Below are 25486 nucleotides of genomic sequence, written 5' to 3' on the forward strand. Positions count from 1 at the left end.
TCGGGCATTTCCCCCTCCCTAGCAATCCCCAGGAAAATGGCAGGTCAGGCCCATAATCGGCCATAGGCGCGCCAAGTACGTCACGCTTGGCCTGTTTTCCCCCCATCGTCGCGCCCCATGTTGGTCCCCTAGGGCAGCGCGCGCCCGTCGCAGCGACATGCGACAGCAAAAAGCCCGTCCCCCCGTTACTAGACCTTCCGGGGGGACGGGCTTTTCTGCGTTGTGGGTCTACCTGTAGCGGTGAGCTAGGTATGCCCAAATAGCCGTCCACGTTCCACACCACACGACGCCGAGCATGGCGAGCACGTTCGGTTGGCCGATGAAGCTCAGTACCGGCAACATCGTGACGAGACCCGACAGCACGGCCAGCGCGAGAAAGAACGGATTCGGGATCCGCGTTGTCTTCTCGACGGCGGGCGGGACGTAGGGAGGCTGATCGTCCCAGCGGTAGCCGTCCCAGTAGTGCATACCGTCACCGCGATTGAACCACCCGGGCGCGCTCATCGCTGCGCCCCCAATCGACGCCACCATGATCGCCGTGCAACGTAAATCTGGGCCGATGCGATCTGTCCCAGCCGATGGCCTTCCGCCCCGTCGGGATGGCTCGGGTTGAGGTCGACCCGCTCGAGTATTTCCACCTCCTCCTCAGTGAGCCGGTTGGCGTAGTCGCGCCACGTCCTCTCCTGCATGGCTATCATTCTCGCGCACCCCTCCCTGTAAAGAAGTGTCTTTGGTGAGTCGGAGACACCACCTGCTGAAGACCTTCTGGGGCGGCGAGAACGGTTGGCGGGATCAACAACTCGACGACGGCACGATTGTGTGGACCGCACCCGACGGCCGCACCCACGTCACCACACCGGGCAGCCGCCTACTGTTCCCCGAACTATCCCAGCCGACAAGAACGGTTCAGGCGAGCGGCGTTCCAGCACGGCACGCGTCGGGTCTGACCATGCCCCGACGCACGACCACCCGCGCCCAAGACCGCGCCCGCCGCGTCGCCGCCGAGCGGGAACTCAACGCCCTAGGCGTCGATCACGCCAGCACAGGCCCTCGCGATGGCCAGTTCCTCGTCGGTCGGGATGACGAGCACCGTGGTGCGCGAGGTCTCGAAGGAGATCCGCCGGGGTGAGCGCGCGGGGCTGTCGTTGAGGTGCTCGTCGAGTTCGATGCCGAGCGGCGCGAGACCGCTGAGCGCATCCCTGCGGACCGCGGCGTCGTTCTCGCCGACGCCGGCGGTGAACGTGATGACGTCGGTGTTGCCCAGCAGCACCATGTAGGAGCCGATGTACTTGCGCAGCCGGTGAATGTAGATGTCGTAGGCCAATTGGGCATCCGCGTCGCCGGCCTCGATGCGACGATGCAGCTGCCGGAAGTCGATCTCCCCGCCGAGACCCAGAACGCCCGAGCGCCGGTTGAGCATCGTCTCGATGTCGGCCATGCTCATGCCGGCAGTCCGGTTCAGGTACATGATGACGCCGGGATCCAGGTCGCCCGACCGGGTACCCATCACCAGACCCTCCATCGGGGTCAACCCCATCGACGTGTCCTGCGGCCGGCCACCGACGATCGCCGACGCCGACGCCCCGTTGCCCAGGTGCAGCACGATCTGGTTGAGCGACTCCACCGGCACCTGCAGGAACTCCGCGGCCTGCTCGCTCACGTACTGGTGCGACGTTCCATGGAACCCGTACCGCCGAATACTCCACTGCGCGGCCACGTCTCGCGGAATGGCGTATTGCGCGGCAGCGGCGGGCAGATCGTGGAAGTACGCCGTGTCGAACACCGCGACGTGCGGCAGATCCGGCAGCACCTTCCGAGCCACCTCGATGCCCAATATCGCCGGCGGATTGTGCAGCGGCGCCAGCGGCGCGAGAGTCTCGAGCGTGGCGATCAGCTCGTCGTCGACCACCGTCGGCCGGTACAGGTCCGGCCCACCGTGTACGACGCGGTGACCCACCGCCACCAGTCCCAGCGCATCGAGGTCCAGTCCCGCCTCGGACAGCTGGTCGAACGCCGCCCGCAACGCGGCCTCGTGGTCGGCGATCGGTCCGGCGCCAATGCGCTCGACGATGCCGTCTGCGACCTGACGCCCCGAATCCGGCTCGACGACTGCGTACTTCAACGACGACGACCCACAGTTCAGCACCAGCACGGTGCGCGCGGCGCTCACTTGCCCTGCGCCTGAATGGCGGTGATAGCCACCGTGTTCACGATGTCCTCGACCAGTGCACCCCGCGACAGATCGTTGACCGGCTTGTTGAGCCCCTGCAGCACCGGCCCGATGGCGATCGCACCCGCGCTGCGCTGCACCGCCTTGTAGGTGTTGTTGCCGGTGTTCAGATCGGGGAAGATCAGCACCGTCGCCCGGCCCGCGACCAACGAGTCGGGCATCTTGGTGGCCGCTACCGACGGCTCCACCGCGGCGTCGTATTGAATGGGCCCCTCGACCAGCAGATCGGGTTCCCGTGAGCGCACCAATTCCGTTGCCGTCCTTACCTTGTCGACGTCGGCACCCGTGCCCGACGTACCCGTCGAGTAGGACAGCATCGCCACCCGAGGCTCGATGTCGAACTGCGCGGCCGTGCGGGCCGACGAGATCGCGATGTCGGCGAGCTGTTCGGCCGTCGGGTCGGGCACGATCGCACAGTCGCCGTAGGCGAGCACCTCGTCGGCGAGGCACATCAGGAAGATGCTGGACACCGTCGACACGTCGGGGAGCGTCTTGATGATCTCGAACGCGGGCCGAACCGTGTGCGCGGTGGTGTGTTTCGCCCCGGAGACCATGCCGTCGACCATGTCGTTGTGCACCAGCATGGTGCCGAAGTACGACACGTCGTGGATGGTCTCGCGCGCCTGCTCCACCGTGACGCCCTTGCGCTTGCGCAGTTCGGCGTACTGCTCGGCGAACTGGTCGCACAACTCGCTGGTCTGCGGATCGATGACCGTGGCCGCCGACAGGTCGACGCCGAGTTCGGCCGCGCGGGCGCGGATCGCGGACTCGTCGCCGAGGATGGTCAGGTCGGCCACCGACCGCTGCAGCAGCCGGCCCGCCGCCTTGAGGATGCGGTCGTCGTCACCTTCCGGCAGCACGATTCGCTTGCGGTCCGAGCGTGCCCGGTCCTGCAGCTGGTAGGTGAACATCTGCGGCGTCACCACCGTCGGCACCGAGATCGACAGCTGCGCAAGCAGATCAGCGGTGTCGACGTAGGTGTCCATCAACGACAGCGCCGTGTCGATCTTGCGATGCGAACCGGCCGTCACCCGACCCCTGGCCGACGCCACGGCGCGCGCCGTGTCGTAGGTGCCGAGTTCGGTGGTGACGACGGGCAGCCGCAGTCCGAGCCCGGACACCAGCGCCGCGATCGACGGGTGCAGCGCCAGGCCACCGTTGAGAATCATGCACGACAGCGACGGAAAGCCCTCAGCGGCATGGGCACTCGCGACGGCCAGCACCACGTCGGAGCGGTCGCCCGGGGTGATCACCGCCATGCCCTCGCGCAGGCGTTCCAACACGTGCTCGGCCGTCATCCCCGCGACGAGGACGCCAAGCGCTTCGCGGTGCAGCAGATCCTCGTCACCGCTCATCACCGCCCCGTGGACGGCCTCGGTCAGCTCGGTGACCGACGGCGCGATCAGCAGAGGTTCCTCGGGCAGCACGTAGCTCTTGGGGGCGACCCGCTTGAGCGCCTCCGCGACGGCGGTCAGCTCCGCCGGGTCACACCGGTTGGCCACCACCGCGGCGGTATGGGCGTGCTGGCCGGCGATCTCGGCCAGACACAGCTCGACGACGTGGGCCACGTCCTCGGGGGTGCGGTCCGCGGCGCGCACGGCGAGAACGATCGGGGCACCGAGGTTGACGGCGATGCGCGCATTGGCCGACAGCTCGCTGGGAGACGCGACGTCGGTGTAGTCGCTGCCGACGACCAGCACGGCGTCACAACGCTCGGCCACCTGGTGGTAGCGGTCCACGATCTCCGACAGCGCCGAGTCGGGATCGTCGTGCAACTGCTGGTAGCCGACTCCGACGCATTCGTCGTAGCTCAGTCCGGCCGTGGTGTGCGCGATGAGCAACTCGAGGATGTAGTCCCTCTCCTCGCCCATTCTCGTGATGGGCCGGAACACCCCGACCTTGGCGACGGTCGCGGCGAGGCGGTGCAGAATGCCCAGCGCAATCGTCGACTTTCCGGTGTCCCCTTCCGGCGACGCGATGTATATGGCCGACGCACTCGTTGAGGTCACGGGTGCCAGCCTGCCAAATCAGCCCAGCTTGCGCAGCCGCGGCTCCAGGTCGCGCTGGAAGAGCTCCAGGAACCGGCGCTGGTCGTGGCCCGGCGCGTGGAAGACGAGGTGGTTGAGTCCGTAGTCGACGTAGTCCTTGACCTTGGCGACGGCCTCGTCCGGGTCCGACGCGACGATCCAGCGCTTGGCGACCTGCTCGATGGGCAGTTCGTCGGCGGCCTTCTCCATCTCCAGCGGGTCGTGGATGTTGGTCTTCTGCTCGGCGGTCAGCGACAGCGGCGCCCAGAACCGGGTGTTCTCCAGCGCCAGCTCGGGATCGGTGTCGTAGGAGATCTTGATCTCGATCATCCGGTCGATCGCGTCGGGGGCCTTGCCCGCGGCCTCCTCGCCCTCCTTGACCGCGGGGATGAGCTTGTCCTTGTACAGCTCCTCGCCCTTGCCGGAGGTGCAGATGAACCCGTCACCCGCGCGGCCGGCGTACTTGGCCACCTGGGGCCCGCCGGCGGCGATGTAGATCGGGATGCCGCCCTCGGGGACGTCGTAGATCGACGCGCCCTTGGTCTTGTAGAACTCGCCGTCGAAGTCGACGCGGTCGCCCAGCCACAGCTCGCGCATCAGCCGCACGGATTCGCGCAGGCGCGCGTAGCGCTCCTTGAACTCCGGCCACTCCCCCTCGAACCCGGTGGCGATCTCGTTGAGCGACTCGCCCGTGCCGACACCGAGGAAGATCCGGTCGGGGTACAGACACCCCATCGTGGCGAACGCCTGCGCGATCACCGCCGGGTTGTATCGGAAGGTCGGGGTCAGCACCGAGGTGCCGAGCACCAGTCGCTTGGTGCGCTCGCCGACGGCCGTCATCCACGCCAGCGAGAACGGCGCGTGCCCGCCCTCGTGGCGCCACGGCTGGAAGTGATCACTGACAGTCGCGCTGTCCATGCCGTGTGCCTCGGCCTCGACGGCCAGCTCGACGAGTTCCCGCGGGGCGAACTGTTCCGCCGACGCCTTGTATCCCAACTTGAGTTCAGCCACGCTTCTTTTCTACTCCTGGGGCCGACGGGATATTCCACCCGTCTCGTTACACTCGTCCTCGTGGCGACTCTCTCGGCCATCACCGACTCCGTGCACTTCGCCCAGACCGACCTGGTCAACTGGACGCTCGTCACCGATGGCAGTGGTGTGGTACTCATCGACGCCGGCTTTCCGGGTCAACGCGACGACGTCGTCGGCTCGGTGCGCCAGCTGGGCTTCGACGTCGACGACATTCACGCGATCCTGCTCACCCACGCCCACGTCGACCATCTGGGCTCGGCCATCTGGTTCGCGAAAACCCATGGCACACCGGTCTTCTGCCATGCCACCGAGGTCGGACACGCCCACCGTGACTACCTCGAGCAGGTGTCACCGGTCGCGCTGGCCGCGAAGGCCTGGCAGCCGAGATACCTGAAGTGGTCGCTCGACATCGCCCGTGTCGGCGCGCTGACCCGCGACGCCATCCCCACCGCGCGGGCCCTGACCGACGAGGTCGCCGCGGCGCTGCCTGGCACGCCGACGGCCATTCCGACGCCCGGCCACACCGGCGGCCACTGCTCGTATCTGGTCGACGGCGTGCTCGTCGGCGGGGACGCCCTGATCACCGCTCACCCGGTGTCGACGCACCGCGGGCCGCAACTGTTGCCCGGTCTGTTCAACCACGATCAGGCCGCCTGCGTCCGCAGCCTGACGACGTTGGGTGCGTTGGACACCGATGTGCTGCTGCCCGGTCACGGGCCGGTGTGGCGTGGTTCCATTCGCGACGCGGCGACGCAGGCCGCGGCGGCCAGCAAAGCTACGTGAGCAGTCCGTAGCCGAGCAGGAAGATCCCGGTCAGCAGGAAGCCGCAACCCAGCACGATCGTCGGCATCAGGACCGTCTGGTCGAGTTCCTCGGGGTCACGGGCATCCGAGGCGACGGGCCCGTAGAGGGCGCTGCCGACCGACGATTCGCGAAACCTGCTCAGCGCCCGGCCGACTCGCTCATTGGGCCGTCGGCCGACGTGGGACCGCAGCCCCACACCGGCGACGAAGGTCAGCAGACCGGCGGCCATGATCAGCCAGCCCACCGTCAGCTCGGACAGCACCGTTCGAGCGTAGCCGCCCCTACAACCCCCACCGCGTGGCGATCAGCTCGTGGGAGCGCAACCGGTCGGCGTGATCATGCGTGACGGAGGTGATCACCAGTTCGTCTGCCCCGCTGAGCCGTTGCAACGCGTCCAGCCGGTGCGCCACCTCGTCGGGGTCTCCGACGAATTGCGTTGCGGTGCGATCCTCGACCACCTTCAGCTGCTCGGCGGTCAGAGGCTGGGCGGACGCCGGGTCGGGGTACGGCACGGCGCCGTCGCCCGCGCGGATGGCGTAGACCCACTGTCCAAAGCTCGACGCGAGATGTCGGGCGGTGGCGGTGTCGTCGGCCACCACGACGTCGGCGGAGACGACCACGTAGGGCTCGGGCAGTGCGGCCGAGGGCTGGAAGTTCTCGCGGTAGACGTCGACCGCCTCGAGCGCCGTCGCCGGCGTGATGTGGTAGCTGGCGACGAACGGCAGGCCGAACTTCGCCGCCACGCGCGCGCTTTGGCCCTTGCTGCTGCCGAACACCCAGGGCCGCAAGGGAGCTCCCTCGCCAGGCACGGCGTGCACCTCCACGTCGCCGACGCGGTAGCTGCCGTCGAGCATCGCGAGGATGTCGGCCACCTGGTCGGCGAAGTCGGGGGCGTTGGCCTCGGGTTGCTGCAGCACCGACGCCCTGGCCCTGAGGCGCGGGTTGCGCATCATCGCACTCAGATCGAAGGGCGTCGGGATCACGACGCCGTCGACCTCGTGCCACGTTCGGGGAGCGGCGGCCGGCCGGTCCGCCGGCCTGGCCGAGATCTCCTCGCGGCGGCGTTGCCCGGAGCGCCCCACTCCGAGGTCGATGCGGCCGGGATGCAGCGCGTCGAGGATGCCGAAGCTCTCCACGACGGCCACGGCGGTGGTGTAACCGAGTTGGACGGCAGCCGCACCCACCTGGATGCGGGTGGTCGAGGCGGCCAGCCGGCCGATCAGTACCGCGGGCGACGAACTCGCCACCGACACGAAGTGGTGCTCGGCGAGCCAGTAGCGGCGGTAGCCCCACTGCTCCGCATGCCGAGCCAGGTCGACGGTGTTGCGCAAGGCCGTTGCGGCGTCACCGCCCTCGCTGAGCGGCGACAAGTCGAGGATGGACAGCGGCACGTTCACGGCTGCAACTCCTTCGAGAAGGCGATCGGGTAGACCTCGCCGTCGGCAGGCAGGGGGTCGGTGAGTCTGGTGTAGCCGGCGGCCAGATAGAGGGCCTCGGCCTCCGGCTGACGGTCGCCGGTGGTCAGGTAGACGCGTCGGTATCCGCGCTCGGCGATCTCGGCCTCCAGTTCCAGCAGGAGTGTCCGCGCCAGCCCGCGCCTGCGGTGCCCGCTGTCGGTCCAGATCCGCTTGAGCTCGGCCGTGCGGTCGTCGAAGCGACGGAACGCGCCGCCGGTCACGGGCGTGCCGTCGAGCACGCCGATCAGCATGCCGCCCGCGGGCGCCTCGAACTCGGCGGCCGGATAGCCCCGCAGCCAGGCCGAGACGTTCTCGGTCGTGCCGCCGTACCGCGTGGCGTACTCGACGGCCAGCTCGGCCATCAGCGGCTCGGCAAGGTCGTCATGTTGGCCGACGGTGACGAATCGCAGTCCGTCGACGGTGGGCAGAGTCATCACCTCCATGTCTACCGCGAACTGGCCGCCCGCATTCCGCTCAGCGCCTTTCGCCTCGTGCTGATCGAAAACATCCGCTCTTGGGATCCAAACTTGACACGTGTAAAGTTTTTTCGCATGGACAACATCAAGGGCAGAACAGTCGCCATCACCGGAGCCGCCCGCGGCATTGGCCACGCCACCGCGCGAGCCCTCCTCAACCGCGGCGCGCGGGTCGTCATCGGTGACCGCGACGTCGCGGTCCTCGAGTCGGCCGTCACCGGTTTGGCCAGGTACGGCCAGGTGACCGGCTACCCGCTCGACGTGACCGACCGGGAATCGTTCGAGATGTTCCTCGACAAGGCGCGCACGGACGGCGACGGCCACATCGACGTCCTGATCAACAACGCCGGCGTCATGCCCGTCGGCCCCTTCCTCGACCAGTCCGAGCAGTCCATCCGCTCGTCCATCGAGGTCAACTTCTACGGCGTGCTCACCGGCTGCCAACTGGTGCTGCCCGAGATGGTGCGCCGCCGCCGCGGACACATCGTGAACATCGCTTCGATGGCGGGCATGGTCGCGGTCCCCGGCCAGGTGGTCTACGCCGGCACCAAGTTCGCCGTGGTCGGCCTGACCACCGCCATGGCCGACGAGTTCGCGCCCCAGGGCGTCGAGGTCACCTGCATCCTGCCGACCTTCACCAACACCGAGCTCATCTCGGGCACCAAGAACACCGGCGCGCAGAAGCCGGTCGAGCCCGAGGACATCGCGGCGGCCATCGTGAAGTCACTCGACAAGCCGAAGACCCACGTGTCGGTGCCCGGCCCGCTGCGCTTCGTCGGCGCCGTCACCTCGATGCTGGGACCGCGCGGCAGGCGCTGGCTGTCCAAGCAGATGGGCAACGACCACGTCTTCCTGCAGTTCGACACCACGGCACGCAAGTCCTACGAGGATCGCGCCCAGGCCGCCATCGGCGTGCTGGAGAAGTCGGACTAGCCCGCGCGTCCTAGAACAAGGGCTCGGTCGCGTACACGTTGAGTGGGCGCACCAGCAGTTCCGACGACACCGGCGCGAAGCGGAAGAACGAGTAGTCGATCGAGCACGTCGGTCGACACGTCTCGATACTGAACTGCCCCAACATCTTTCGCTGCCACGGAAGTCGCGCGCGGTGAGCTCGACGCCGTTCGATCTCGCAGACGAACGGCTCCCAGTCGAAGGCGTCGAGCAACTCGTCCCAGCCACCCGCGAGCGGATAGACGGTGTCGGCGAGCAGATAGCCGTGAAACACCTGCTCCTCGTGGACGGCCGGCGGGCTGGTGACGTCGGCGGTCTGCAGGTACCAGCTGGCCGAGTCGGCGACGACGTCGCCGTGCACCATCCGACTCAGCGTCATCACCACGCTCAACTCGGCCCGCGCCTCGGCCTCGGACTCGTACACGCGCGGGATCTCGATGGCGTCGGGCGCACCGTCGACGCGATCCGGGGCACCGCGCAGGTAGTACAGGAGGCGATCGGGGCCCGACATGGAACGAGAGTACGTCTGGGCACCGACACGTCGGGGCGAGCGATCAGCCCGCTTGGTGGCCCTCGAACTCGTCGAGCCGGGCGAACAGCTCCTCCACGGTGAGCGTCACGTCGCCGTCGCCCTCCCCCGATCCGACCAGGATCACGTGAGGCTCGTCGGCGTCGGTCAGCCAGATCCTGGTCACGGGCTCCAGGGATTCGTCCAAGCCCTCGACCGCCGAGGGCGGGTAGTACCAGGTGACGAACTCGTCGGTGGAGAAGTCGGTGTCGAATTCCCAACCGCGCGGGATGATTTCGTCCGCGATGCGGGCGACGCCCTTGATCTCGGCGTGCAGCTCGTCGGGCAGCCAGCTCTCGTTGCGGGCGCCGACGCGCTTCTTGCGCCGCGCCTTCTTGGCCGCACTCGAACGCGACACCTAGCTCAGCGCCTGATCCAGGTCCGCAATCAGATCCTCGGTGCCCTCGAGCCCGATGGACACCCGCACCACCGCGTCGCCGAGCCCGATGGCCGCCCGGCCCTCCGGACCCATTGCGCGGTGCGTCGTCGTCGCCGGGTGGGTGATCAGCGACTTGGCGTCGCCCAGGTTGTTCGAGATGTCGATCACCCGCAGCTTGTCGAGCACGTCGAACGCGCATTGCTTGGTGCCCCCGGCCAACTCGAACGTGACCACGGTGCCGCCGCCGCGCATCTGGCGCTTGGCCAGGTCGTACTGCGGATGGCTCTCCAGGAACGGGTACTTCACCCACGACACCGACGGGTGGTCCTGCAGGAACTCCGCGACCCGCTGCGCCGAGGCGTTCGAATAGTTCACCCGGACCGCCATCGTCTCGAGGCCCTTGAGCATGGTCCAGGCGTTGAACGCACTGATCGCCGGGCCGGTGTGCCGCATCAGCTTCTGCACCGGCCCGTCGATGTACTCCTCGTCCCCGAGGATGGCCCCGCCCAGCACGCGGCCCTGCCCGTCGATGTGCTTGGTGCCCGAGTAGACCACGACGTCGGCACCCAGCGGCATACCCTGCTGCAGCAGCGGAGTGGCGAAGACGTTGTCCAGCACCACCTTTGCGCCGGCGGCGTGGGCGAGATCGCACACCGCGGCGATGTCGACCAGCGACTGCATGGGGTTGGACGGCGTCTCGAAGAACACCGCCTGGGTCGGGACCGACAGTGCCTCCTCCCACTGCGAGAGGTCCTCGCCGTCGACGAAGACGACCTCGACGCCCCAGCGCGGCAGGATTTCGCTGCACACCACGAAGCACGAGCCGAACAGGCTGCGGGCGGCGACCAGCCGGTCACCCGCGCCGAGCAGGGCACCGAGCGCGGTGAACACCGCGGCCATGCCCGTCGCCGTGGCGAACGCCGCGGGTGCGTCCTCGATCAGCCGCAGCCGCTCCTCGAACATCGAGATGGTCGGGTTGCCGTAACGCGAGTAGACGTAGCGGTCGATCTCGCCGGTGAACGCCTTCTCCGCGTCGCCGGCCGAGGCGTAGACGTAGCCCGACGTCAGATAGAGGGCCTCGGAGGTCTCCTCGAACTCCGAGCGCAACAGGCCGCCGCGCACCCCGATGGTCGCCTGACTGACGCCGTCGGGCAACGGCTTCGGAATGCGGACGCTCGGCACCGGTTCGCTCATGACTGCCTCCACGGCAGGCCGACGGCCTTCCAGCCGGTGGCGCCCCGGTGGCCCGCCTCGTCGAGGTTGCCCTCGAAACCGTCGAGCACGTTGTAGGAGGGCGTCATGCCCGCTCCGGTGGCGGCCTCCGCCGCGCCGATGGAGCGGTTGCCGGAACGGCACAGGAAGACCACCGGACGCTCACCCGGAGTCACCCCGGCGGAGACCAGGTCGTCGACGAAGCCGTCGTTGTGCGAGCCGTCGGAGCGATTCCACTCGACGTAGACGACGTCGCGTCGCAGCGACGAGGTGTCGGGCACGCCGACGAAGCGCCACTCGGCCTCGGTGCGACAGTCGACGAGCACGGCCTCGGGGTCGTCCGCCAACAGTTTCCAGGCCTCTTCAGGGGTGATGTCTCCCGCATAACTCACGACCGCGAGTGTCCCACAGCCAGCTGGAACGGAGCTAGCTTGGGCAGACCTTCCAGGCCCCGTCCTCCTGGACGAAGGTCACCTCCGCCGGCGTCTTCGTCTCGGCGGTCTTGTCGAAGTGGTAGGTGACCGTCGCCGACGCGCGGCCGCCGTCGACGGAGATGTTCGTGACGTCGTCGAGGTAGCGCTCGCCGTTCTTGGCCACCGAATCCCGTTGGCGAGCCACGAAGTCGGCCTCCGAGCCCTGCGCGGCGCGGCAGGTGAAGGTGCGGAACTTGCCGTAGTCCTGGCGTTGCAGCGCGTCGTTCTGGCCGACGGCAGCCTTCGCCACCTGGTCCCCCGGCGTGGTGGTCTCCGACCCGAACACGTTGAACAGGACGATTCCGAGGATGACGAGGGCGAACACCGCCAACCCACCGAGGAACGGGGCGATCGTCGGACGGTCGGCCTCGGGTTCCGGCTCGCTCACGACCCGAGTCCGTGCACGACGGTCGACACCCGATGGGCCCGGTCGCGGGCCCGGACGACGTCGGGGGCCGTCGCGATGGCCGCGGACGTCGTCGCGAGCAGTCGGACGTCGCTCTCCGGCACGTCGAGGGCCTCCTTCAGCTCGCCCGCGGGGACGTCGCGGCGGGCGGCCACCTCCGCGGCCGACGGCGAGATCATGATGGTGTCGAGCGACAGCCCGAGGATTGCCCTGGCATGCAACTCGTACTGCGAAAGACGTTGCGATCGAAGGGTTACCAGCCCCACGTCGCAGAGTTGCGCGTCGACGGTGGCGAAGTACACCTCGTCGCCGCGCACCAGCAGCTCGACGGCGAACACGCCCCGGCCGCCGAGGGAGTGGACGATGCGCGCCGCGATGGAACGCGCCGCGTCGAGCGCGGCGAGCGACAACCGCTCCGGCTGCCACGTCTCCAACGGTCGCCCGTCCGCGCGCCGGTGCCCGATCGGTTCACAGAACTGCACCGCAGGCCCCGACGGCTCGGTGGTGCGCACGGTCAGCAGCGTGACCTCTTCGTCCACCTCGACGACGGTCTCGGCCATCACCCGGTTCTGCGGCGTCGGCAGCGCCGCGCCCGCTCGGCGCCACGCGGCCTCGACGTCGTCGGCCCGCGTCAGCACCGACTGCCCGTCGGTCACCACGCCGAACAACGGGGTGACCACCAGGGGAAACCCGGCGTGGTCGGCCACGGCGGCCAGTTCCTCGGCCGAGGAGGCGAACCAGAACGGCACCGTGGGCAGACCGAGTTCGTCACCGGCCAGCTTGCGCAGCCCCTCGCGGTCGGCGCCGAGACGCGTCGCGCGCGGTGTCGGGAACACCTCGACCGACTCGCGTTCGGCCGCGGCGATGAGCACCGCGGGCGAGACCTCCGGGGACACGGCGACGACGTAGTCCGGCTGGTGTTCGTCCAGCAGCGCGTTCATCGCATCGGCGTCGGCGCAGTCGTCGACGCGCACGACCGCGACACCGAGACGTTCGAAGGCCAGGGCCAGCTCGGGACCCGTGTCACCGCCGCCGAGTAGCAGAACCGTCGTGGCGGGTCGATCGGTGCTTTCACTCATCGCGCCCCACCCTGCCAGACGCTCAGCCGAGCCGGATGTCGACGTAGCACCACCGCCAGTTCTCGCCCGGCTCCACCGACCGCATGACGGGGTGGTCCGTCTCGTGGAAGTGCCGGTTGGCGTGCTTGTGGGGGCTGGAGTCGCAGCAGCCGACGTGCCCACACGTCAGGCACATCCGGAGGTGCGCCCAGGTACTCTCACCGAGTTCGTCGCATTCCTGGCACATGCCGGGCGTCTGAGGTTCCGGCTCGGCCGCGTCGACGGTCACGGCCAAGTGCTCGCACGTCGAGGGGGCCGGCGGGGAATTCACGTCGCGCTGTCGCGTTCTCCTCCGCATGCCGTCAACAATAGGGCGGCCCCGGTCGGTTCATGGACAGAAGGGTTTGGCAGCGTGGGTGGAGCCTCATTGCTCGCGGTGCTCGTGGCGTCGGTGGTGCTCGCCGGGATAGCGCGCCGGTACGACGTCTCGGGACCGTTGGCGCTGGTCGTGGCGGGCCTGCTGGCCGGCCTGATTCCCGGCGTGGACGGCATCGAACTGGAACCGGACCTGGTGCTCTTCGTCATTCTGCCGCCCCTGCTGTGGTCGGCGGGCCTGGAGAGCAGCTACGTCGCGATGCGCAAGAACACGCGCCGGATCGGCCTGCTGGCGGTCGGCCTCCCCCTGGTGACGACGTTCGCGGTCGGCATCGTCGCCTATCACACCGTGCCCGAGCTGACCCTGGCCGCGGCCCTGACTCTCGGCGCCATCGTCGCGCCGCCCGACGCGGTGTCCGCCACGGCGATCGGCCGCAGGCTCGGTCTGCCGCGCCAGATCATGACGCTGCTCGGCGGCGAGAGCCTGCTCAACGACGCGACGGCGCTGACCGCCTACAAGGTCGCCCTGGCGGCGGCGATCGGCACCGCCAGCAGCTGGGGCACGCCGGTGTTCACCTTCGCCCTCGCCGCCGTCGGCGGCACCGTGATCGGCTGGGCGACGGGCTCGGTCATCGTCTACGTCCGGGGCTGGCTCGGCGACTCGCTGGTGGAGAGCGCGCTCGGCCTGGTCGCGCCGTTCTTCATCTACCTGCTCGCCGAGGAGGTGCACGGCTCCGGCGTGATCGCCGTCGTCGTCGCGGCACTGATCCTGGGCCAGCGCTCCACGAAGGCCAGCTACGCCACCCGGTTGCAGGACACCGCGGTGTGGAAGACGCTGCAGTTCGTCCTCGAGTCGTTTGCCTTCCTGCTGATCGGGTTGCAGCTGCCGACTGTGGTCGCCGAGCTGAAGGGCATCTCCGCCGAGGTGCTGGCGATCGCCTCGGCGGCGGTGCTGGCGACGGTGATCGGCGTCCGGATCGTCTGGGTGTTCCTGATGGCGTACGTGCCGCGCAAGCTGTCGCGCCGCATCCGGGAGAACGAGGAGGCGCCCACCAAGTCCCAGGTCTTCATCGTCGCCTGGGCGGGGATGCGCGGCGTGGTGTCGCTGGCCGCCGCGTTCGCCGTGCCGGTCACCACCCTGTCGGGTGACGAATTCCCCGGCCGGCCGCAGCTCGTGTTCCTCACCTTCGTCGTGGTCGTCGGCACGCTGCTGCTGCACGGGCTGACCCTGCCGTGGATCATCAAGGTCCTCGACGTGCCCGGTGACGACGCCCACCAAGACGCCCTCGCCGAGGCAGCCGCGCAGACCAAGGCGGCGCAGGCCGCCGCCGACCGGCTCGACGAGATCATGGCCAAGCAGCGCCCGGACACCGACGTTCCCGAACGCGCCGCCACGATCCTTCGCCATTGGAACGACCGCCGCAGCAACGCCGCGTGGGAACAGTTGGGGCGCAGCGACGACGAGATCGGCGAGGGTCCCGCGGCGGCGTTCCGGCGGTTGCGCCTCGAAATGCTCAGAGCCGAGCGGGAGACGTTCATCGCCGAGCGCGACGCCGGCCGGATCGACGACGAAGTGCTCAGGTCGGTGTTGCGGGGGCTCGACCTCGAAGAGGCGACGCTCGACCGCGAGTGAAAACCGTCGGTACCGTCGATGCCATGACCACATCGGCTCCCTCGTTGCCACCGGTACACATGCGCCGCAACGCGTTCGACCCCACGCCCGAACTGGGCGAGATCCGCCGGGGCACCGGCGTCGAGCGGGTGGTCAACGCGTTGGGGGTGCCGGTGTACCTCGTCACCAGGCACGACGACGTCAAGCGGGTGCTGTCCGACCACGAGTACTTCTCCAACTCGCGGCCGCCGGGGTTCGTGCTCCCCGGGGCTCCGGTGCTGTCCGACGAGGAGGTCGCGAGCACCCGGGCGGGAAACCTGCTGGGCCTCGATCCGCCGGAACACCAGCGGCTGCGGCGCATGCTGACCCCGGAGTTCACCATCCGCCGAATCAAGCGGCTGGAGCCCAGGGTCACCGACATCGTCACAGAACACCTCGACGCGATGGAGGCTGCCGGGTCACCGGTCGACCTCGTCGAGAACTTCGCCCTTCCGATCCCGTCACTGGTCATCTGTGAGCTGCTCGGCGTGCCGTATGAGGACCGCGCCGACTTCCAGGCGCGCTCGGTGCGCCAGCTCGACCTGTCGCTGCCGATGCCCGAACGGCTCGAGATGCAGCGGCAGGGCCGCGCCTACATGCAGTCCCTGGTGACGCGCGCCCGCAGCCATCCCGGCGATGACATCCTCGGCATGCTGGTCCGCGAGCACGGCGACGAACTGACCGACGACGAGCTCATCGGCATTGCCGGCCTGTTGCTGCTCGCCGGGCACGAGACCACCTCGAACATGCTGGGGTTGGGCACCCTCGCCCTGCTGCGACACCCCGACCAATTGGCCGCCGTGCGCGACGATCCCGACGCCGTCGGCCCGGCCGTCGAGGAGATGCTGCGGTGGCTGTCGATCGTGCACACCTCGATCCCCCGGGTCACCACGACCGCGGTCGAGGTCGCCGGCGTGACGATCCCCGCGGGCCAGTTGGTCTTCGCGTCGTTGCCGTCGGCCAACCGGGATCCCGAATTCACCGACGCCCCAGACACCTTGGACATCCGTCGCGGCGCCGCGGGTCACCTCGCGTTCGGCCACGGAGTGCACCACTGCCTCGGCGCGCCGCTCGCGCGGATGGAGATGCGGATCGCGTGGCCCGCACTGTTCCGGCGCTTTCCCCACCTGGCGCTCGCCGAGGAGTTCGACGACGTCGCGTTCCGTTCGTTCCACTTCATCTACGGCCTGCGCTCGCTGGCCGTCAGTTTCTAGGAGGTCGACGACGTGAAGCTCGAAGCCAACCGTGACGCCTGCATTTCGTCGGGCAACTGCGTGATGACCTCCGAAGCTCTGTTCGACCAGGACGACGACGGCGTGGTGGTGCTCCTCGCCGAGGACGTGCCGGAAGCCGAGGAGGACCATGCCCGTGAAGCGGTCGACATCTGCCCGGCGTCAGTGCTCCGGCTGGTGTGAGTCCCGCCGGTTGAGGACGAACAGGCTGACCACCATCACCCACGCCGGGAAGGCCAGCGCGATCCACATGCTGACGTCCGCGGCGAGCAACACCAACACCACCACGGCGTAGGTCGTCATCACCAACCAGCGCGGCATGAGGCCCGTCTTCAACCAGATGGTGGCCAACGACATCATGAACACCGCCGCCATTCGCAGCGCGTAGGTCTTGGTCAACGTCATCATCAGCACCTGGCCGAACGCGATGACCTCGGCGTGGGCGGCGACGTCGGCGGTGAAGGAATGGCTCGCCGACAGCGCCACGCCGACCGCGCTGGCCACGAAGACCATGGCCAGAAACAGCAGACCGCTGCCGATGAACACCGACGAGAAGAACTTGTCCTCATAGCGGCCGAAGCCGTCGCGCACCACCCCGATGAACCACAGGAACGTGACACCGGCGAAGGGCAGCAGAAGGGCCGCGACGCGGATCTTGCCCCGGCCGGATTCGATCCAGGAGGTACCGATCTCGGGGTGCTCGGGGAGCGACAAGCGGATCAGGATCAGCGCTGCGCCGAACAGCAGCGCGAACAACACGCCCGCCACCGCCGCCGCGCGGGGGGTCGACAGCTTGCGCAGGTGTTCGGTCACCGCGTCATGGTGACACGCGGATCCGGCTTTGGGTCGGGGTTGGCCCGGTGTCAGGGTTGGCCGGGGAGAAGCCGGATCATCAAGCCGTTGGCCTCCGCGCACAGCGTGCCGTCGGGCCTGCGCAGTTCGGCGTTGACGAAGGCCTTGCGCCCCTCGGTTTCCCTGATCCAGCCCCGCGCGGTCAGCGTCGTGTCGATCGGCGTGACGTTGCGGTAGTCGACGTGCAGGAAGGCGGTGCGACTGATCGGGCGGCCCGCCGCGTGGATGACCATGCCGAAGATCGAGTCGAACAGCAGCGGCAGCACTCCGCCGTGCACGGCGGAGTTGCCGCCGACGTGAAATCGACTGAACCGCACCGTCAGATCGACGCCGTCGGGCTCCATCCTGGTGATCGTGTAAGGCGCCATCAGCAGGCTGCCCGACCCCGGGATGGTGGGCACCCGGTTGGCCGGGCCGACGCCCTCGGGCGCCTCGAACGGGGCGAGCAACTCGACCAGCGCGTCCACCCGCGCGGCCGCCTCGGTCCAGGTGTCGCCGTCCGGGTCGGCCGAGACCGCGAGGTCCTGCAGTCGTCTCGTGGACGCGAGGAAGTGCCCGAAACCCGGTCCGGGGTCGACGGGTTCCAACAGGGGGAACCCGCCGTGGCGGTCGTAGTGCGGGTCGGTTTCGGTCACGCCAGGATGTCCCGGCGCACGATCGTCTGCTCGCGACCGGGGCCGACGCCGATGCACGAAACATGGGCTCCGGCAAGCTCTTCCAGTCTCAGAACGTAGTCGCGCGCCTTCGCGGGCAGCTCGTCGAAGGTGCGACAGGAGCTGATGTCCTCCCACCACCCCGGCAGCTCCTCGTACACGGGCTGGGCAACGGCGATGTCGCTCTGGGTCATCGGCATCTCGTCGGTCCGCTTGCCGTTGACCGTGTAACCGACGCACACCGGCACCGTCTCCAGGCTCGACAGCACGTCGAGCTTGGTGAGGAAGTAGTCGGTGATGCCGTTGACGCGGGTGGCGTAGCGGGCGATGACGGCGTCGAACCAGCCGCAGCGACGGGCCCGGCCGGTCGTGACGCCGACCTCGCCGCCCGTCTTGGACAGGTATGCGCCGAACTCGTCGAACAGCTCGGTCGGGAACGGACCCGATCCGACCCGCGTGGTGTACGCCTTGAGGATTCCCAGCACCGTCGTGATCTTGGTCGGCCCGATGCCCGAGCCGACGGACGCGCCGCCCGCCGTCGGATTCGACGACGTCACAAAGGGATACGTGCCGTGGTCGACGTCGAGCAGCGTGCCCTGCGAGCCCTCCAGCAGCACCGTCTCGCCGCCCTCGAGCGCCTCGTTCAGCAACAGCCGGGCGTCGGCGATGCGATGCTTGAAGCCGTCGGCCTGCTCGAGCAGCGCGTCGCGCACCTCGTGCGGGTCCAACGCCTTGCGATTGTAGATCTTGACGAGCACCTGGTTCTTGAATTCCAGTGCGGCGTCGATCTTTTGGGTCAGCGAGTCCGGGTCGAGCACGTCGGCCACGCGAATGCCGATGCGCGCGATCTTGTCCTGGTAGCAGGGCCCGATGCCGCGACCGGTCGTGCCGATCTTCTTGCTGCCCATGTACCGCTCGGTCACCTTGTCGATGGCCACGTGATACGGCATCAGCAGGTGCGCGTCGGCGGAGATCAGCAGCCGCGACGTGTCGACGCCGCGGTCCTCGAGCCCCTTGAGTTCGGTGAGCAGCACACCGGGGTCGACCACCACACCGTTGCCGATGACGTTGGTGACACCGGGGGTCAGGATGCCCGACGGTATGAGGTGAAGGGCGAAGTTCTCACCGTTGGGCAGGACGACGGTGTGCCCGGCGTTGTTCCCCCCTTGGTAACGAACGACCCACTGGACACGGCCACCGAGTAGATCGGTGGCCTTTCCCTTGCCCTCGTCGCCCCACTGGGCGCCGATGAGGACGATTGCCGGCATCGCGTTTCTCCCGCTCATCTGCCTCGAATACTGTGACAGCCGGTGACATACCCTATCCGACCTGATGCCCAGCCGTTTGCAGCGGTGGTTTTGCGGTTCGCCGGCCGCCGAGTGCCCCGGCCCCTGGCGGGACTGCCCGTCGTCGACGTCGCCGCGCCCACCGACGTCGACGCCGCCTCCGACGCGGGCCGCCTGATCGTGCTCGGCACGGCCGCCGATCTGGCGATCGTGCTGGCCAGGCTGCTGCGCGCCGACCGGTTGGACGTCGAGGTCGCGCTGGTCCGGCGACCGTGGACGGCTCGCCGGGCGCGCACCGGGACCGCCCGACGGGTGCCTCTGATCCGAGACGAAACGGGCGCCGTGTTGACCCGTGCCGGCCTCTGGCTGCCGCCCGACGACTCCAGCCGCACCGTCGCCGGCGAGGCGGTCGTCGACGACACGGTGCTCTTCGACGGCGAGGTCGCGGGCGTGCGGATCGAGCCGATGGCCGACGTGCCGGGATTGCGTGCCAGGGTGCTGACCGGTTCCCTGCGGCCTCGACGCTGGGTGACCGGGCGGGCCGCCCAGCTGGGCACCACCGGCGTGACGGTCGTGCGCGACGGGGTGCGCGCCACGCGTCCGGCGCGCCGGTCGACGTTCTACCGCCACACCAAGGGATGGCTTCGCGTCCAGTAGTTTCGTGGGGTGAGCAACGTCCGTCCACTGCGCCAATCCGTGCGGCCCAGCCCGGTGTTCCTGGCCATCGTGGCGATCACCGCCGTCGGCGGAGTGCTCGCGTGGCTCGCCGAGTTCGACCCGACGCCGCTGGCCTACGCCGGGGTGTTCGTCTTCGTCGTGTTCGGCTGGCTGGTGTCGCTGTGCCTGCACGAGTTCGGTCACGCCTACACCGCCTGGCGCTACGGCGACCACGACGTCGAGGTCCGCGGCTACCTGACGCTCAACCCGTTGAAGTACTCCAATCCGCTTCTCTCACTGGGCATTCCGGTGCTGTTCATCGCCCTCGGCGGGATCGGACTGCCGGGCGGCGCGGTGTACGTGCGCACGTGGTCGATGACGAAGCGGCAGCGGACCACGGTCAGCCTGGCCGGTCCGCTGGCCAACGTCGTCCTGGCGATCGTGCTCCTGACCGTGACGCGGCTCTTCTTCGATCCCGAGCACGCGGTGTTCTGGGCCGGGGTGGCCTTCCTGGCCTTCCTGCAGGTGACGGCCGTGCTGCTGAACCTGCTGCCCATCCCCGGCCTCGACGGCTATGGCGCGCTGGAACCCCACCTGAAGCCGGAGACCCAGCGCCAGCTTCAGCCGGTCAAGCAGTGGGGCTTCATCATCCTGTTCGTCCTGCTGATGGCACCGATGCTGAACCAGTGGTTCTTCTCGATCGTGCTGTGGCTCGTCGACCTGTACGACATCCCGGGCGGGCTGGTCGGCCTCGGCTCCCAGCTGACCCGGTTCTGGTCCGCCTGGTTCTGAGACCGGTCCGCCGATGAGCACGTCTCGGTGGCCGCTGGCGGTGCGCGCGGCGACGAGCACCGCCATCCCCGTCCTCGTCGGAACTGGGGTGGGCAACGTCGGCGCGGGCCTGATCGCCACCCTGGGAGCGTTCACCGCCCGCTTCGGTGGCGACCGGCCGTACCTCAACCGTGGCGTGCAACTGGCCGTGGTCTCGGTGGCCCTCGCGGCGTCGGTCACCGTGGGGTCGTGGTCGGCGCAGGTGGCGTGGCTCGGCGTCGCGGTCGTCTCGGTGGTGTCGGTCGCGGCGGTGTGGCTGTGCAACGCGCTCGCGGTCGGGCCACCCGGTGCCTACGTGTTCGCGCTGGCCTGCGCGGCGGGCATCGGCGTCTCGGCCGCGAAGCTGGCTCCGTGGCAGTTGGGCGCGCTGGTGCTCGGCGGCGGCGCCGTCGCGTGGCTGGTGCAGATGGCCGGTGCCCTGCGCGAGCGGCGCCGTCCAGAGCGGGTGGCGGTCGCCACGGCAGGTGCGGCCGTGGCCGCATACGTCGAGGCCGTCGGGTCGGCCGGCGAGACGGCCGCCCGGCATCGCGCCGCGGCCGCTCTGCACGCGGCGTGGAACGCACTCGTCAGCTTCCAGCCGGCCACCGGCGCGGACGACCGGCTGCGGCAGTTGCGCGCCGCCAACCACGCCCTGCACGTGCTGTTCGCCGACGCGATGACGGCCAGCGCCGTCGCCGAGGGCCCGGCACCCGAGACCGCGGACACCGCCCGCCGCATCGGCGACCTGAGCGCCGACCCCGCGACGGTGTCGACCCGCGCCGAGGACCGGGTTCCCCTCGCCCGACCGCGGGCCGCGGCACTCCTGCGTCGCGCCCTTCGACCCGGGTCACACGTCCGGCACGTGATGGTCCGGGTGGCGGTCGCCGCACCGCTGGCCGGCGCCGCCGCGATGCTGCTGGACGTCGGTCACGCGTACTGGGCGATCGCGGCCGCGGTCCTGGTCCTGCACCAGGGCGCCGACCACAGCCGCACGCTGCGTCGCGGCGCCGACCGGCTCGTCGGCACCTGGCTGGGGCTGATCCTCGCCGCGGGCATCCTGTGGCTGCATCCCCAGGGGTGGTGGCTGGCGGTGATCCTCGCGGCACTGCAGTTGACGATCGAGATGCTCGTCGTCCGGCACTACGGGCTGGCGTCGGTGTTCATCACCGCCGCGGCCCTGACCATCGCGACCGGCAGCCACCGGGTGGACGTCGGCGAGCTGCTCTTGGCCCGCGGCAGCGACACCCTGATCGGCTGCGCGGTCGGGGTGGCGGTGTTCCTGGTGCTGAGCCGATTTCAGGAGACCGGCAGGCTGGTCGACTCCGTCGCCGACGTGGTGGACGCCGTCGCGACGACCGTGCCCCACCTCGCCGCCGACACCGCGACCCTGGCGGCTCGGCGCTCGCGACGCGATCTGCAGCTGGCGACCATCGACCTGCGGGACGCGGTCGACGCCGCGGCGGCCGGTTCGGCGCGGCTGCGCGCCACGGGTGAGCGGTTGCGGCCCGCCGCGGCGGCGACCGAGCGCCTCGCCTATCGCGCCATCGCCGCCTGCTGGGAGATGGACGTCCGGGCGTCCGGGCCACTGCTGGGTCCCGACGACGCAGACGCCTTCGCCCGGCAGTTGCGTGGGCTGGCGGCCGCGCTGCGCACCCGCAGCACCCCACCCTCGGTGACCGATGCCCCCGACTTCGCGTCCGCGGACGTCACCGCCCTGACCGCGGCCCTGCGGAACTAGCCGAGGCCGAGTTCGCCGCGGGCCGTGCGGTCGCAGTCGTCGAGCAGGTCGAGGCACCGCTGGAACTCGTCGGTCTCGCCGATCGCGTCCGCGGCGTGGGCCAGCGCGGCCACGCAGCGTAGGAAGCCACGGTTGGGTTCGTGCGAGTACGGCACCGGGCCGAAGCCCTTCCACCCGTTGCGGCGGAGTTGATCCAGACCGCGGTGATACCCGGTGCGCGCATAGGCGTAGGCGGTGACGGCCTTGTCGTCGGCGAGGGCGTCCTCGGCCAGTGTCGCCCAGGCCACCGAGGCCGACGGGTGAGCGGCGGCGACGATCGCCGGATTCTCGCCGGCGGCCAGTTCGGCCTCGGCTTCGGTGTCGCCAGGAAGCCGGACCGGATCAGGCCCCAGCAGATCGCCCATGTGAGTCATGCGCTTATTGTGCCGTGCGGATCACACGCCGACGCCGTCAGGCGTCGTCGAGGCGCGGGGTGGATAAGATCGACGTAGTCACGAGGGAGGACTGAAGCGCGCATGTCGAACCCATCGGGGACGGACGAGAACAACGAACCTGGCGCGGACGACGGCTCTTCGCCCGAGACCGAGGTGATCGATCCGACCGCGTTGGCCGGGGCCGCCGAGGCGGACGCGCCCGAGCGTCGATTCACCGCACCGTCGGGGATGGACGCGGGCAAGACCCAGATCATCCACACCGCACCCGAGCCGGCCACCGAGATCTTCGCCATGCCGCAGGGACAGTCCGACGCCGCGGAGGCCGGGGCCTTCACCGCACCGATCCCCCACGCGGGAGGCGCTGCGCCACAGGTGATTCCCGGTCGGGGTGATCAGCCCAAGCCGCCGCGCAGTCGACGCAGCTGGGGCTGGGTGATCGCGCTGGTGCTCGTCATCGCCGCGCTGGCCGCCGTCGCCATCCTCGGCACCGTGCTGATGTCCCGCGACGAGTCCGCCGCGGTGTCGCAGGAGGACATGGTGCGCTCGACGATCCAGAACTTCGACACCGCCATCCAGAGCGGCGACCTGTCGACGCTGCGCAACATCACGTGCGGCGAGACCGCCGACAGCCTCGTCAGATACGACGACGACCAGTGGAAGGACATCCACTCCCGGGTCGCCGCGGCCAGGCAGTACCCGATCGTCGCGAGCATCGACCAGGTCGTCGTGCACGAGTCGCACGCCGAGGCCAACGTGACGTCGTTCATGGCCTTCGACCCGTCCACCCGCTCGACGCGGAGCTTCGATCTTGAGCTCCGCGACGAGCAGTGGAAGATCTGCCAAGCGCCTCAGTAAGCCCCCGGGGCTAGCTGGCGGACACGCTCCGGCCGCTGCTGTGCAGGTCGTTGCACGCCTCGACGACGCGCTCGGACATGGACGCCTCGGCCTTCTTCAGGTAGCTGCGCGGGTCGTAGACCTTCTTGTTGCCGACCTCGCCGTCGATCTTCAACACGCCGTCGTAGTTGGCGAACATGTGCCCGGCCAACGGGCGGGTGAAGGCGTACTGGGTGTCGGTGTCGACGTTCATCTTCACCACGCCGTACTTCAGCGAATCCTCGATCTCCGACTTCAGCGAGCCCGATCCGCCGTGGAAGACGAAGTCGAACGGCTTCGATCCCTCGGCGAGCCCCAGCTTCGCCGCGGCGACGCGCTGCCCCTCGGCGAGCACCTCGGGGCGCAGCTTCACGTTGCCCGGCTTGTACACGCCGTGCACGTTGCCGAAGGTGGCGGCCAGCAGGTAGCGGCCGTGCTCGCCGGCACCCAGGGCGTCGATGGTCTTCTGGAAGTCCTCCGCCGAGGTGTAGAGCTTGTCGTTGATCTCGGCCTCGACGCCGTCCTCCTCGCCGCCGACGACGCCGATCTCCACCTCGAGGATGATCTTCGCCTCGGCCGCGAGCTTCAGCAGTTCCTTGCCGATCTCCAGGTTCTCGTCGATCGGCACCGCGGAGCCGTCCCACATGTGGCTCTGGAACAGCGGGTTCTGCCCCTTGGCGACGCGCTCGGCGGAGATCGCCAGCAGCGGCCGGACGTAGGTGTCCAGCTTGTCCTTGGGGCAGTGGTCGGTGTGCAGCGCGACGGTGACGTCGTACTTGGCGGCGACCACGTGGGCGAACTCGGCGAGCGCGACGGCGCCGGTCACCATCTCCTTGACGCCCAGGCCCGACGCGAATTCCGCACCGCCGGTGGAGAATTGGATGATTCCGTCACTGCCGGCGTCCGCGAAGCCCTTGATCGCGGCGTTCACCGACTCCGAGCCGACGCAGTTGATGGCCGGGAATGCGAAGGAGTGCTCCTTGGCACGATCCAGCATCTCGGCGTAGACCTCGGGAGTCGCGATGGGCATGTGGGTTTCCTCCTGGCGTTGCACGCGTGGTTCGTCGGTCTTGGAAGTATCTCAACCGCCGGCCGTCGGCGACACCTCAGGGTTGTGACGATGCGACGGCGGGCGCCAGGATTCGGCCGGACAGTTCGAGCAGCGCGCGATGCAGATCGGCGTCGTCGATGTCGGCCAGCTCGGGATCGGCGGCGGCCCGGCCCACCCCGGAGCAGAACACCGAGAAGGCAATCCGTTCGACGTCGCTGCGGTCGGGGCCCTCCATCATCTCGCGGAGACGATCGTTGACCGCGTTGAAGTCGGGATCGCCGGTCATCAGTGCGTCGATGGCGGGGTCGCCGTAGAACACCACGGCCAGCCGTCGATGCCGCACCACCATTTCGACGAGACCGCTGACGGCCACGGCGCGGCGCTGCTGCGGGTCGGGAAGCGCGTCGGCGATCTTGATGACCCGCGCGATGTCCTCGATGCACGGCCGGATCACTTCCAGGGCAATGCCTTCCTTGGACTGGAACTGGTAGTAGACCGCAGCCTTGCTGACCCCCACCCGGTCGGCGATCATCTGCAGAGACGTGCCGTGCACCCCATGCTCGGCGAAGAGGGCCACCGCGGCGTCGAGCACCCTCTCGCGAGCCAGGCCTCGCGGTGCTACGGGTTTCGCCAATGCCTTGCCTTCGTGATCGTGCCGTCGGGCCGGATGTCGCCGACGTGGCGAAGTTTACGTCCGTGGCGAACGGTAAGTCGCCACAACGCACTGATTCAAGTGGAGTTAGCCGTTCGGCTTGCCCAACTACGTCGTGCACCCTATTGTTTGACGCGCTAACCACTTGG

General features: G+C 69.0%; 29 protein-coding genes. 9 read left to right on the plus strand and 20 right to left on the minus strand.

The window, feature by feature from the left end; genetic code table 11:
* Nucleotides 1–228 precede the first annotated feature (228 nt).
* The 4 genes from H7J06_RS10855 to fgd form a co-directional block, all read right to left on the minus strand.
* Complete coding sequence (locus H7J06_RS10855; RefSeq protein ID WP_264038831.1) at nucleotides 229–504, minus strand: hypothetical protein; 276 nt, start codon at nucleotides 502–504, stop codon at nucleotides 229–231.
* A gap of 517 nt (nucleotides 505–1021) precedes the next feature.
* Nucleotides 1022–2170, minus strand: coding sequence for an acetate kinase (locus tag H7J06_RS10860; RefSeq protein ID WP_264038833.1), 1149 nt, complete (start codon nucleotides 2168–2170; stop codon nucleotides 1022–1024).
* Nucleotides 2167–4239 (minus strand): phosphate acetyltransferase, encoded by a 2073-nt coding sequence (gene pta, locus H7J06_RS10865; RefSeq protein WP_264038834.1) that lies wholly within the window; start codon nucleotides 4237–4239, stop codon nucleotides 2167–2169. The genes H7J06_RS10860 and pta overlap by 4 nt, the downstream gene beginning before the upstream one ends.
* A gap of 18 nt (nucleotides 4240–4257) precedes the next feature.
* Entirely contained in the window at nucleotides 4258–5268 is a 1011-nt protein-coding gene (gene fgd / locus H7J06_RS10870) for a glucose-6-phosphate dehydrogenase (coenzyme-F420) (protein ID WP_264038835.1), read from the minus strand.
* Between the two features lie 60 nt (nucleotides 5269–5328).
* Here fgd and H7J06_RS10875 point away from each other — a divergent pair, with 60 nt between their 5' ends.
* Nucleotides 5329–6072, plus strand: a complete 744-nt coding sequence (locus H7J06_RS10875; RefSeq protein WP_264038836.1) for an MBL fold metallo-hydrolase — start codon at nucleotides 5329–5331, stop codon at nucleotides 6070–6072.
* Here the strand turns inward: H7J06_RS10875 and H7J06_RS10880 are convergent.
* From H7J06_RS10880 to H7J06_RS10890, 3 genes are read right to left on the minus strand one after another with little or no spacing between them, the layout of a single operon-like run.
* Nucleotides 6065–6355 carry a hypothetical protein gene (locus H7J06_RS10880; RefSeq protein WP_264038837.1) on the minus strand — a complete coding sequence of 97 codons (291 nt, stop codon included), beginning with the start codon at nucleotides 6353–6355 and terminating at the stop codon, nucleotides 6065–6067. The two genes, H7J06_RS10875 and H7J06_RS10880, sit on opposite strands and share 8 nt — an antisense overlap.
* A 19-nt stretch (nucleotides 6356–6374) precedes the next feature.
* Nucleotides 6375–7490, minus strand: coding sequence for an LLM class flavin-dependent oxidoreductase (locus tag H7J06_RS10885; protein WP_264038838.1), 1116 nt, complete (start codon nucleotides 7488–7490; stop codon nucleotides 6375–6377).
* On the minus strand, nucleotides 7487–7984 hold the full coding sequence (locus tag H7J06_RS10890) for a GNAT family N-acetyltransferase (RefSeq protein WP_264038839.1): 498 nt from the start codon (nucleotides 7982–7984) through the stop codon (nucleotides 7487–7489). The genes H7J06_RS10885 and H7J06_RS10890 overlap by 4 nt, the downstream gene beginning before the upstream one ends.
* 117 nt (nucleotides 7985–8101) lie before the next feature.
* Between H7J06_RS10890 and H7J06_RS10895 the strand changes: the two genes are divergently transcribed.
* A complete protein-coding gene (locus H7J06_RS10895) occupies nucleotides 8102–8959 on the plus strand; it encodes an SDR family oxidoreductase (protein ID WP_264038841.1) in 858 nt (285 codons plus the stop codon).
* 10 nt (nucleotides 8960–8969) lie between these two features.
* Here the strand turns inward: H7J06_RS10895 and H7J06_RS10900 are convergent, their stop codons facing one another.
* The 7 genes from H7J06_RS10900 to H7J06_RS10930 are packed head-to-tail and all read right to left on the minus strand — an operon-like array spanning nucleotide 8970 to nucleotide 13431.
* Nucleotides 8970–9488: a hypothetical protein gene (locus H7J06_RS10900; RefSeq protein WP_264038842.1), complete on the minus strand. Its 519-nt coding sequence runs from the start codon at nucleotides 9486–9488 to the stop codon at nucleotides 8970–8972.
* Between the two features lie 43 nt (nucleotides 9489–9531).
* Nucleotides 9532–9903 carry a hypothetical protein gene (locus H7J06_RS10905; protein ID WP_264038843.1) on the minus strand — a complete coding sequence of 124 codons (372 nt, stop codon included), beginning with the start codon at nucleotides 9901–9903 and terminating at the stop codon, nucleotides 9532–9534.
* A complete protein-coding gene (locus H7J06_RS10910; RefSeq protein WP_264038844.1) occupies nucleotides 9904–11118 on the minus strand; it encodes an O-succinylhomoserine sulfhydrylase in 1215 nt (404 codons plus the stop codon).
* A complete protein-coding gene (locus tag H7J06_RS10915) occupies nucleotides 11115–11528 on the minus strand; it encodes a rhodanese-like domain-containing protein (RefSeq protein ID WP_264038845.1) in 414 nt (137 codons plus the stop codon). Before H7J06_RS10915 ends, H7J06_RS10910 begins: the two co-directional genes overlap by 4 nt.
* A 34-nt stretch (nucleotides 11529–11562) precedes the next feature.
* Nucleotides 11563–11997, minus strand: coding sequence for an Rv0361 family membrane protein (locus H7J06_RS10920; RefSeq protein WP_264038846.1), 435 nt, complete (start codon nucleotides 11995–11997; stop codon nucleotides 11563–11565).
* Nucleotides 11994–13094 carry an ATP-grasp domain-containing protein gene (locus tag H7J06_RS10925; RefSeq protein WP_264038848.1) on the minus strand — a complete coding sequence of 367 codons (1101 nt, stop codon included), beginning with the start codon at nucleotides 13092–13094 and terminating at the stop codon, nucleotides 11994–11996. The genes H7J06_RS10920 and H7J06_RS10925 overlap by 4 nt, the downstream gene beginning before the upstream one ends.
* Before the next feature lie 22 nt (nucleotides 13095–13116).
* The gene (locus H7J06_RS10930) at nucleotides 13117–13431 is read right to left on the minus strand and encodes a UBP-type zinc finger domain-containing protein (protein WP_264038849.1); all 315 of its coding nucleotides are present in this window, start codon (nucleotides 13429–13431) and stop codon (nucleotides 13117–13119) included.
* Nucleotides 13432–13485: 54 nt separating this feature from the next.
* On the opposite strand from H7J06_RS10930, the gene H7J06_RS10935 reads away from it, so the two are divergent.
* From H7J06_RS10935 to H7J06_RS10945, 3 genes are read left to right on the plus strand one after another with little or no spacing between them, the layout of a single operon-like run.
* A complete protein-coding gene (locus H7J06_RS10935) occupies nucleotides 13486–15081 on the plus strand; it encodes a Na+/H+ antiporter (protein WP_264038850.1) in 1596 nt (531 codons plus the stop codon).
* Between the two features lie 23 nt (nucleotides 15082–15104).
* Nucleotides 15105–16313: a cytochrome P450 gene (locus H7J06_RS10940; RefSeq protein ID WP_264038852.1), complete on the plus strand. Its 1209-nt coding sequence runs from the start codon at nucleotides 15105–15107 to the stop codon at nucleotides 16311–16313.
* A 12-nt stretch (nucleotides 16314–16325) separates the two neighbouring features.
* A complete protein-coding gene (locus H7J06_RS10945; RefSeq protein ID WP_264038853.1) occupies nucleotides 16326–16514 on the plus strand; it encodes a ferredoxin in 189 nt (62 codons plus the stop codon).
* Here H7J06_RS10945 and H7J06_RS10950 read toward each other — a convergent pair.
* From H7J06_RS10950 to H7J06_RS10960, 3 genes are read right to left on the minus strand one after another with little or no spacing between them, the layout of a single operon-like run.
* Complete coding sequence (locus H7J06_RS10950) at nucleotides 16494–17144, minus strand: hypothetical protein (protein WP_264038854.1); 651 nt, start codon at nucleotides 17142–17144, stop codon at nucleotides 16494–16496. The two genes, H7J06_RS10945 and H7J06_RS10950, sit on opposite strands and share 21 nt — an antisense overlap.
* 50 nt (nucleotides 17145–17194) lie before the next feature.
* Complete coding sequence (locus tag H7J06_RS10955; protein WP_264038856.1) at nucleotides 17195–17818, minus strand: PaaI family thioesterase; 624 nt, start codon at nucleotides 17816–17818, stop codon at nucleotides 17195–17197.
* Complete coding sequence (locus tag H7J06_RS10960; protein WP_264038857.1) at nucleotides 17815–19104, minus strand: adenylosuccinate synthase; 1290 nt, start codon at nucleotides 19102–19104, stop codon at nucleotides 17815–17817. The genes H7J06_RS10955 and H7J06_RS10960 overlap by 4 nt, the downstream gene beginning before the upstream one ends.
* Before the next feature lie 111 nt (nucleotides 19105–19215).
* Here H7J06_RS10960 and H7J06_RS10965 point away from each other — a divergent pair, with 111 nt between their 5' ends.
* Genes H7J06_RS10965 through H7J06_RS10975 form a run of 3 tightly spaced genes read left to right on the plus strand, consistent with a single transcriptional unit; the run spans nucleotide 19216 to nucleotide 22327 of the window.
* Nucleotides 19216–19779 carry a peptidase M50 gene (locus H7J06_RS10965; RefSeq protein WP_264038858.1) on the plus strand — a complete coding sequence of 188 codons (564 nt, stop codon included), beginning with the start codon at nucleotides 19216–19218 and terminating at the stop codon, nucleotides 19777–19779.
* A gap of 9 nt (nucleotides 19780–19788) precedes the next feature.
* Nucleotides 19789–20571 (plus strand): site-2 protease family protein, encoded by a 783-nt coding sequence (locus H7J06_RS10970; RefSeq protein ID WP_264038859.1) that lies wholly within the window; start codon nucleotides 19789–19791, stop codon nucleotides 20569–20571.
* 13 nt (nucleotides 20572–20584) lie between these two features.
* Complete coding sequence (locus H7J06_RS10975) at nucleotides 20585–22327, plus strand: FUSC family protein (RefSeq protein ID WP_264038860.1); 1743 nt, start codon at nucleotides 20585–20587, stop codon at nucleotides 22325–22327.
* Here H7J06_RS10975 and H7J06_RS10980 read toward each other — a convergent pair.
* The gene (locus H7J06_RS10980; protein ID WP_264038862.1) at nucleotides 22324–22740 is read right to left on the minus strand and encodes a DUF3151 domain-containing protein; all 417 of its coding nucleotides are present in this window, start codon (nucleotides 22738–22740) and stop codon (nucleotides 22324–22326) included. The genes H7J06_RS10975 and H7J06_RS10980 overlap by 4 nt on opposite strands.
* Before the next feature lie 102 nt (nucleotides 22741–22842).
* On the opposite strand from H7J06_RS10980, the gene H7J06_RS10985 reads away from it, so the two are divergent.
* Nucleotides 22843–23616 carry an Rv0361 family membrane protein gene (locus H7J06_RS10985; protein WP_264038864.1) on the plus strand — a complete coding sequence of 258 codons (774 nt, stop codon included), beginning with the start codon at nucleotides 22843–22845 and terminating at the stop codon, nucleotides 23614–23616.
* 10 nt (nucleotides 23617–23626) lie between these two features.
* Here H7J06_RS10985 and fbaA read toward each other — a convergent pair whose 3' ends face one another.
* Both fbaA and H7J06_RS10995 read right to left on the minus strand, forming a co-directional pair.
* Nucleotides 23627–24664 (minus strand): class II fructose-bisphosphate aldolase, encoded by a 1038-nt coding sequence (fbaA, locus tag H7J06_RS10990; RefSeq protein ID WP_264038866.1) that lies wholly within the window; start codon nucleotides 24662–24664, stop codon nucleotides 23627–23629.
* A 76-nt stretch (nucleotides 24665–24740) separates the two neighbouring features.
* A complete protein-coding gene (locus H7J06_RS10995) occupies nucleotides 24741–25319 on the minus strand; it encodes a TetR/AcrR family transcriptional regulator (RefSeq protein ID WP_264038867.1) in 579 nt (192 codons plus the stop codon).
* Nucleotides 25320–25486: the final 167 nt, after the last annotated feature.

The organism is Mycolicibacterium hodleri (genome assembly GCF_025822245.1).
GTDB lineage: Bacteria > Actinomycetota > Actinomycetes > Mycobacteriales > Mycobacteriaceae > Mycobacterium > Mycobacterium hodleri.

What these genes read in the sequence shown, in the direction of transcription:
- H7J06_RS10940 (WP_264038852.1), top strand. Translation starts at nt 15,105, where the DNA reads ATGACCACATCGGCTCCCTCGTTGCCACCGGTACACATGCGCCGCAAC.
- H7J06_RS10910 (WP_264038844.1), bottom strand. Translation starts at nt 11,118, where the DNA reads ATGAGCGAACCGGTGCCGAGCGTCCGCATTCCGAAGCCGTTGCCCGAC.
- H7J06_RS10960 (WP_264038857.1), bottom strand. Translation starts at nt 19,104, where the DNA reads ATGCCGGCAATCGTCCTCATCGGCGCCCAGTGGGGCGACGAGGGCAAG.
- H7J06_RS10975 (WP_264038860.1), top strand. Translation starts at nt 20,585, where the DNA reads ATGAGCACGTCTCGGTGGCCGCTGGCGGTGCGCGCGGCGACGAGCACC.
- H7J06_RS10980 (WP_264038862.1), bottom strand. Translation starts at nt 22,740, where the DNA reads ATGACTCACATGGGCGATCTGCTGGGGCCTGATCCGGTCCGGCTTCCT.
- H7J06_RS10890 (WP_264038839.1), bottom strand. Translation starts at nt 7,984, where the DNA reads ATGACTCTGCCCACCGTCGACGGACTGCGATTCGTCACCGTCGGCCAA.
- H7J06_RS10855 (WP_264038831.1), bottom strand. Translation starts at nt 504, where the DNA reads ATGAGCGCGCCCGGGTGGTTCAATCGCGGTGACGGTATGCACTACTGG.
- H7J06_RS10895 (WP_264038841.1), top strand. Translation starts at nt 8,102, where the DNA reads ATGGACAACATCAAGGGCAGAACAGTCGCCATCACCGGAGCCGCCCGC.
- H7J06_RS10985 (WP_264038864.1), top strand. Translation starts at nt 22,843, where the DNA reads ATGTCGAACCCATCGGGGACGGACGAGAACAACGAACCTGGCGCGGAC.
- H7J06_RS10925 (WP_264038848.1), bottom strand. Translation starts at nt 13,094, where the DNA reads ATGAGTGAAAGCACCGATCGACCCGCCACGACGGTTCTGCTACTCGGC.
- fbaA (WP_264038866.1), bottom strand. Translation starts at nt 24,664, where the DNA reads ATGCCCATCGCGACTCCCGAGGTCTACGCCGAGATGCTGGATCGTGCC.
- H7J06_RS10930 (WP_264038849.1), bottom strand. Translation starts at nt 13,431, where the DNA reads ATGCGGAGGAGAACGCGACAGCGCGACGTGAATTCCCCGCCGGCCCCC.
- H7J06_RS10900 (WP_264038842.1), bottom strand. Translation starts at nt 9,488, where the DNA reads ATGTCGGGCCCCGATCGCCTCCTGTACTACCTGCGCGGTGCCCCGGAT.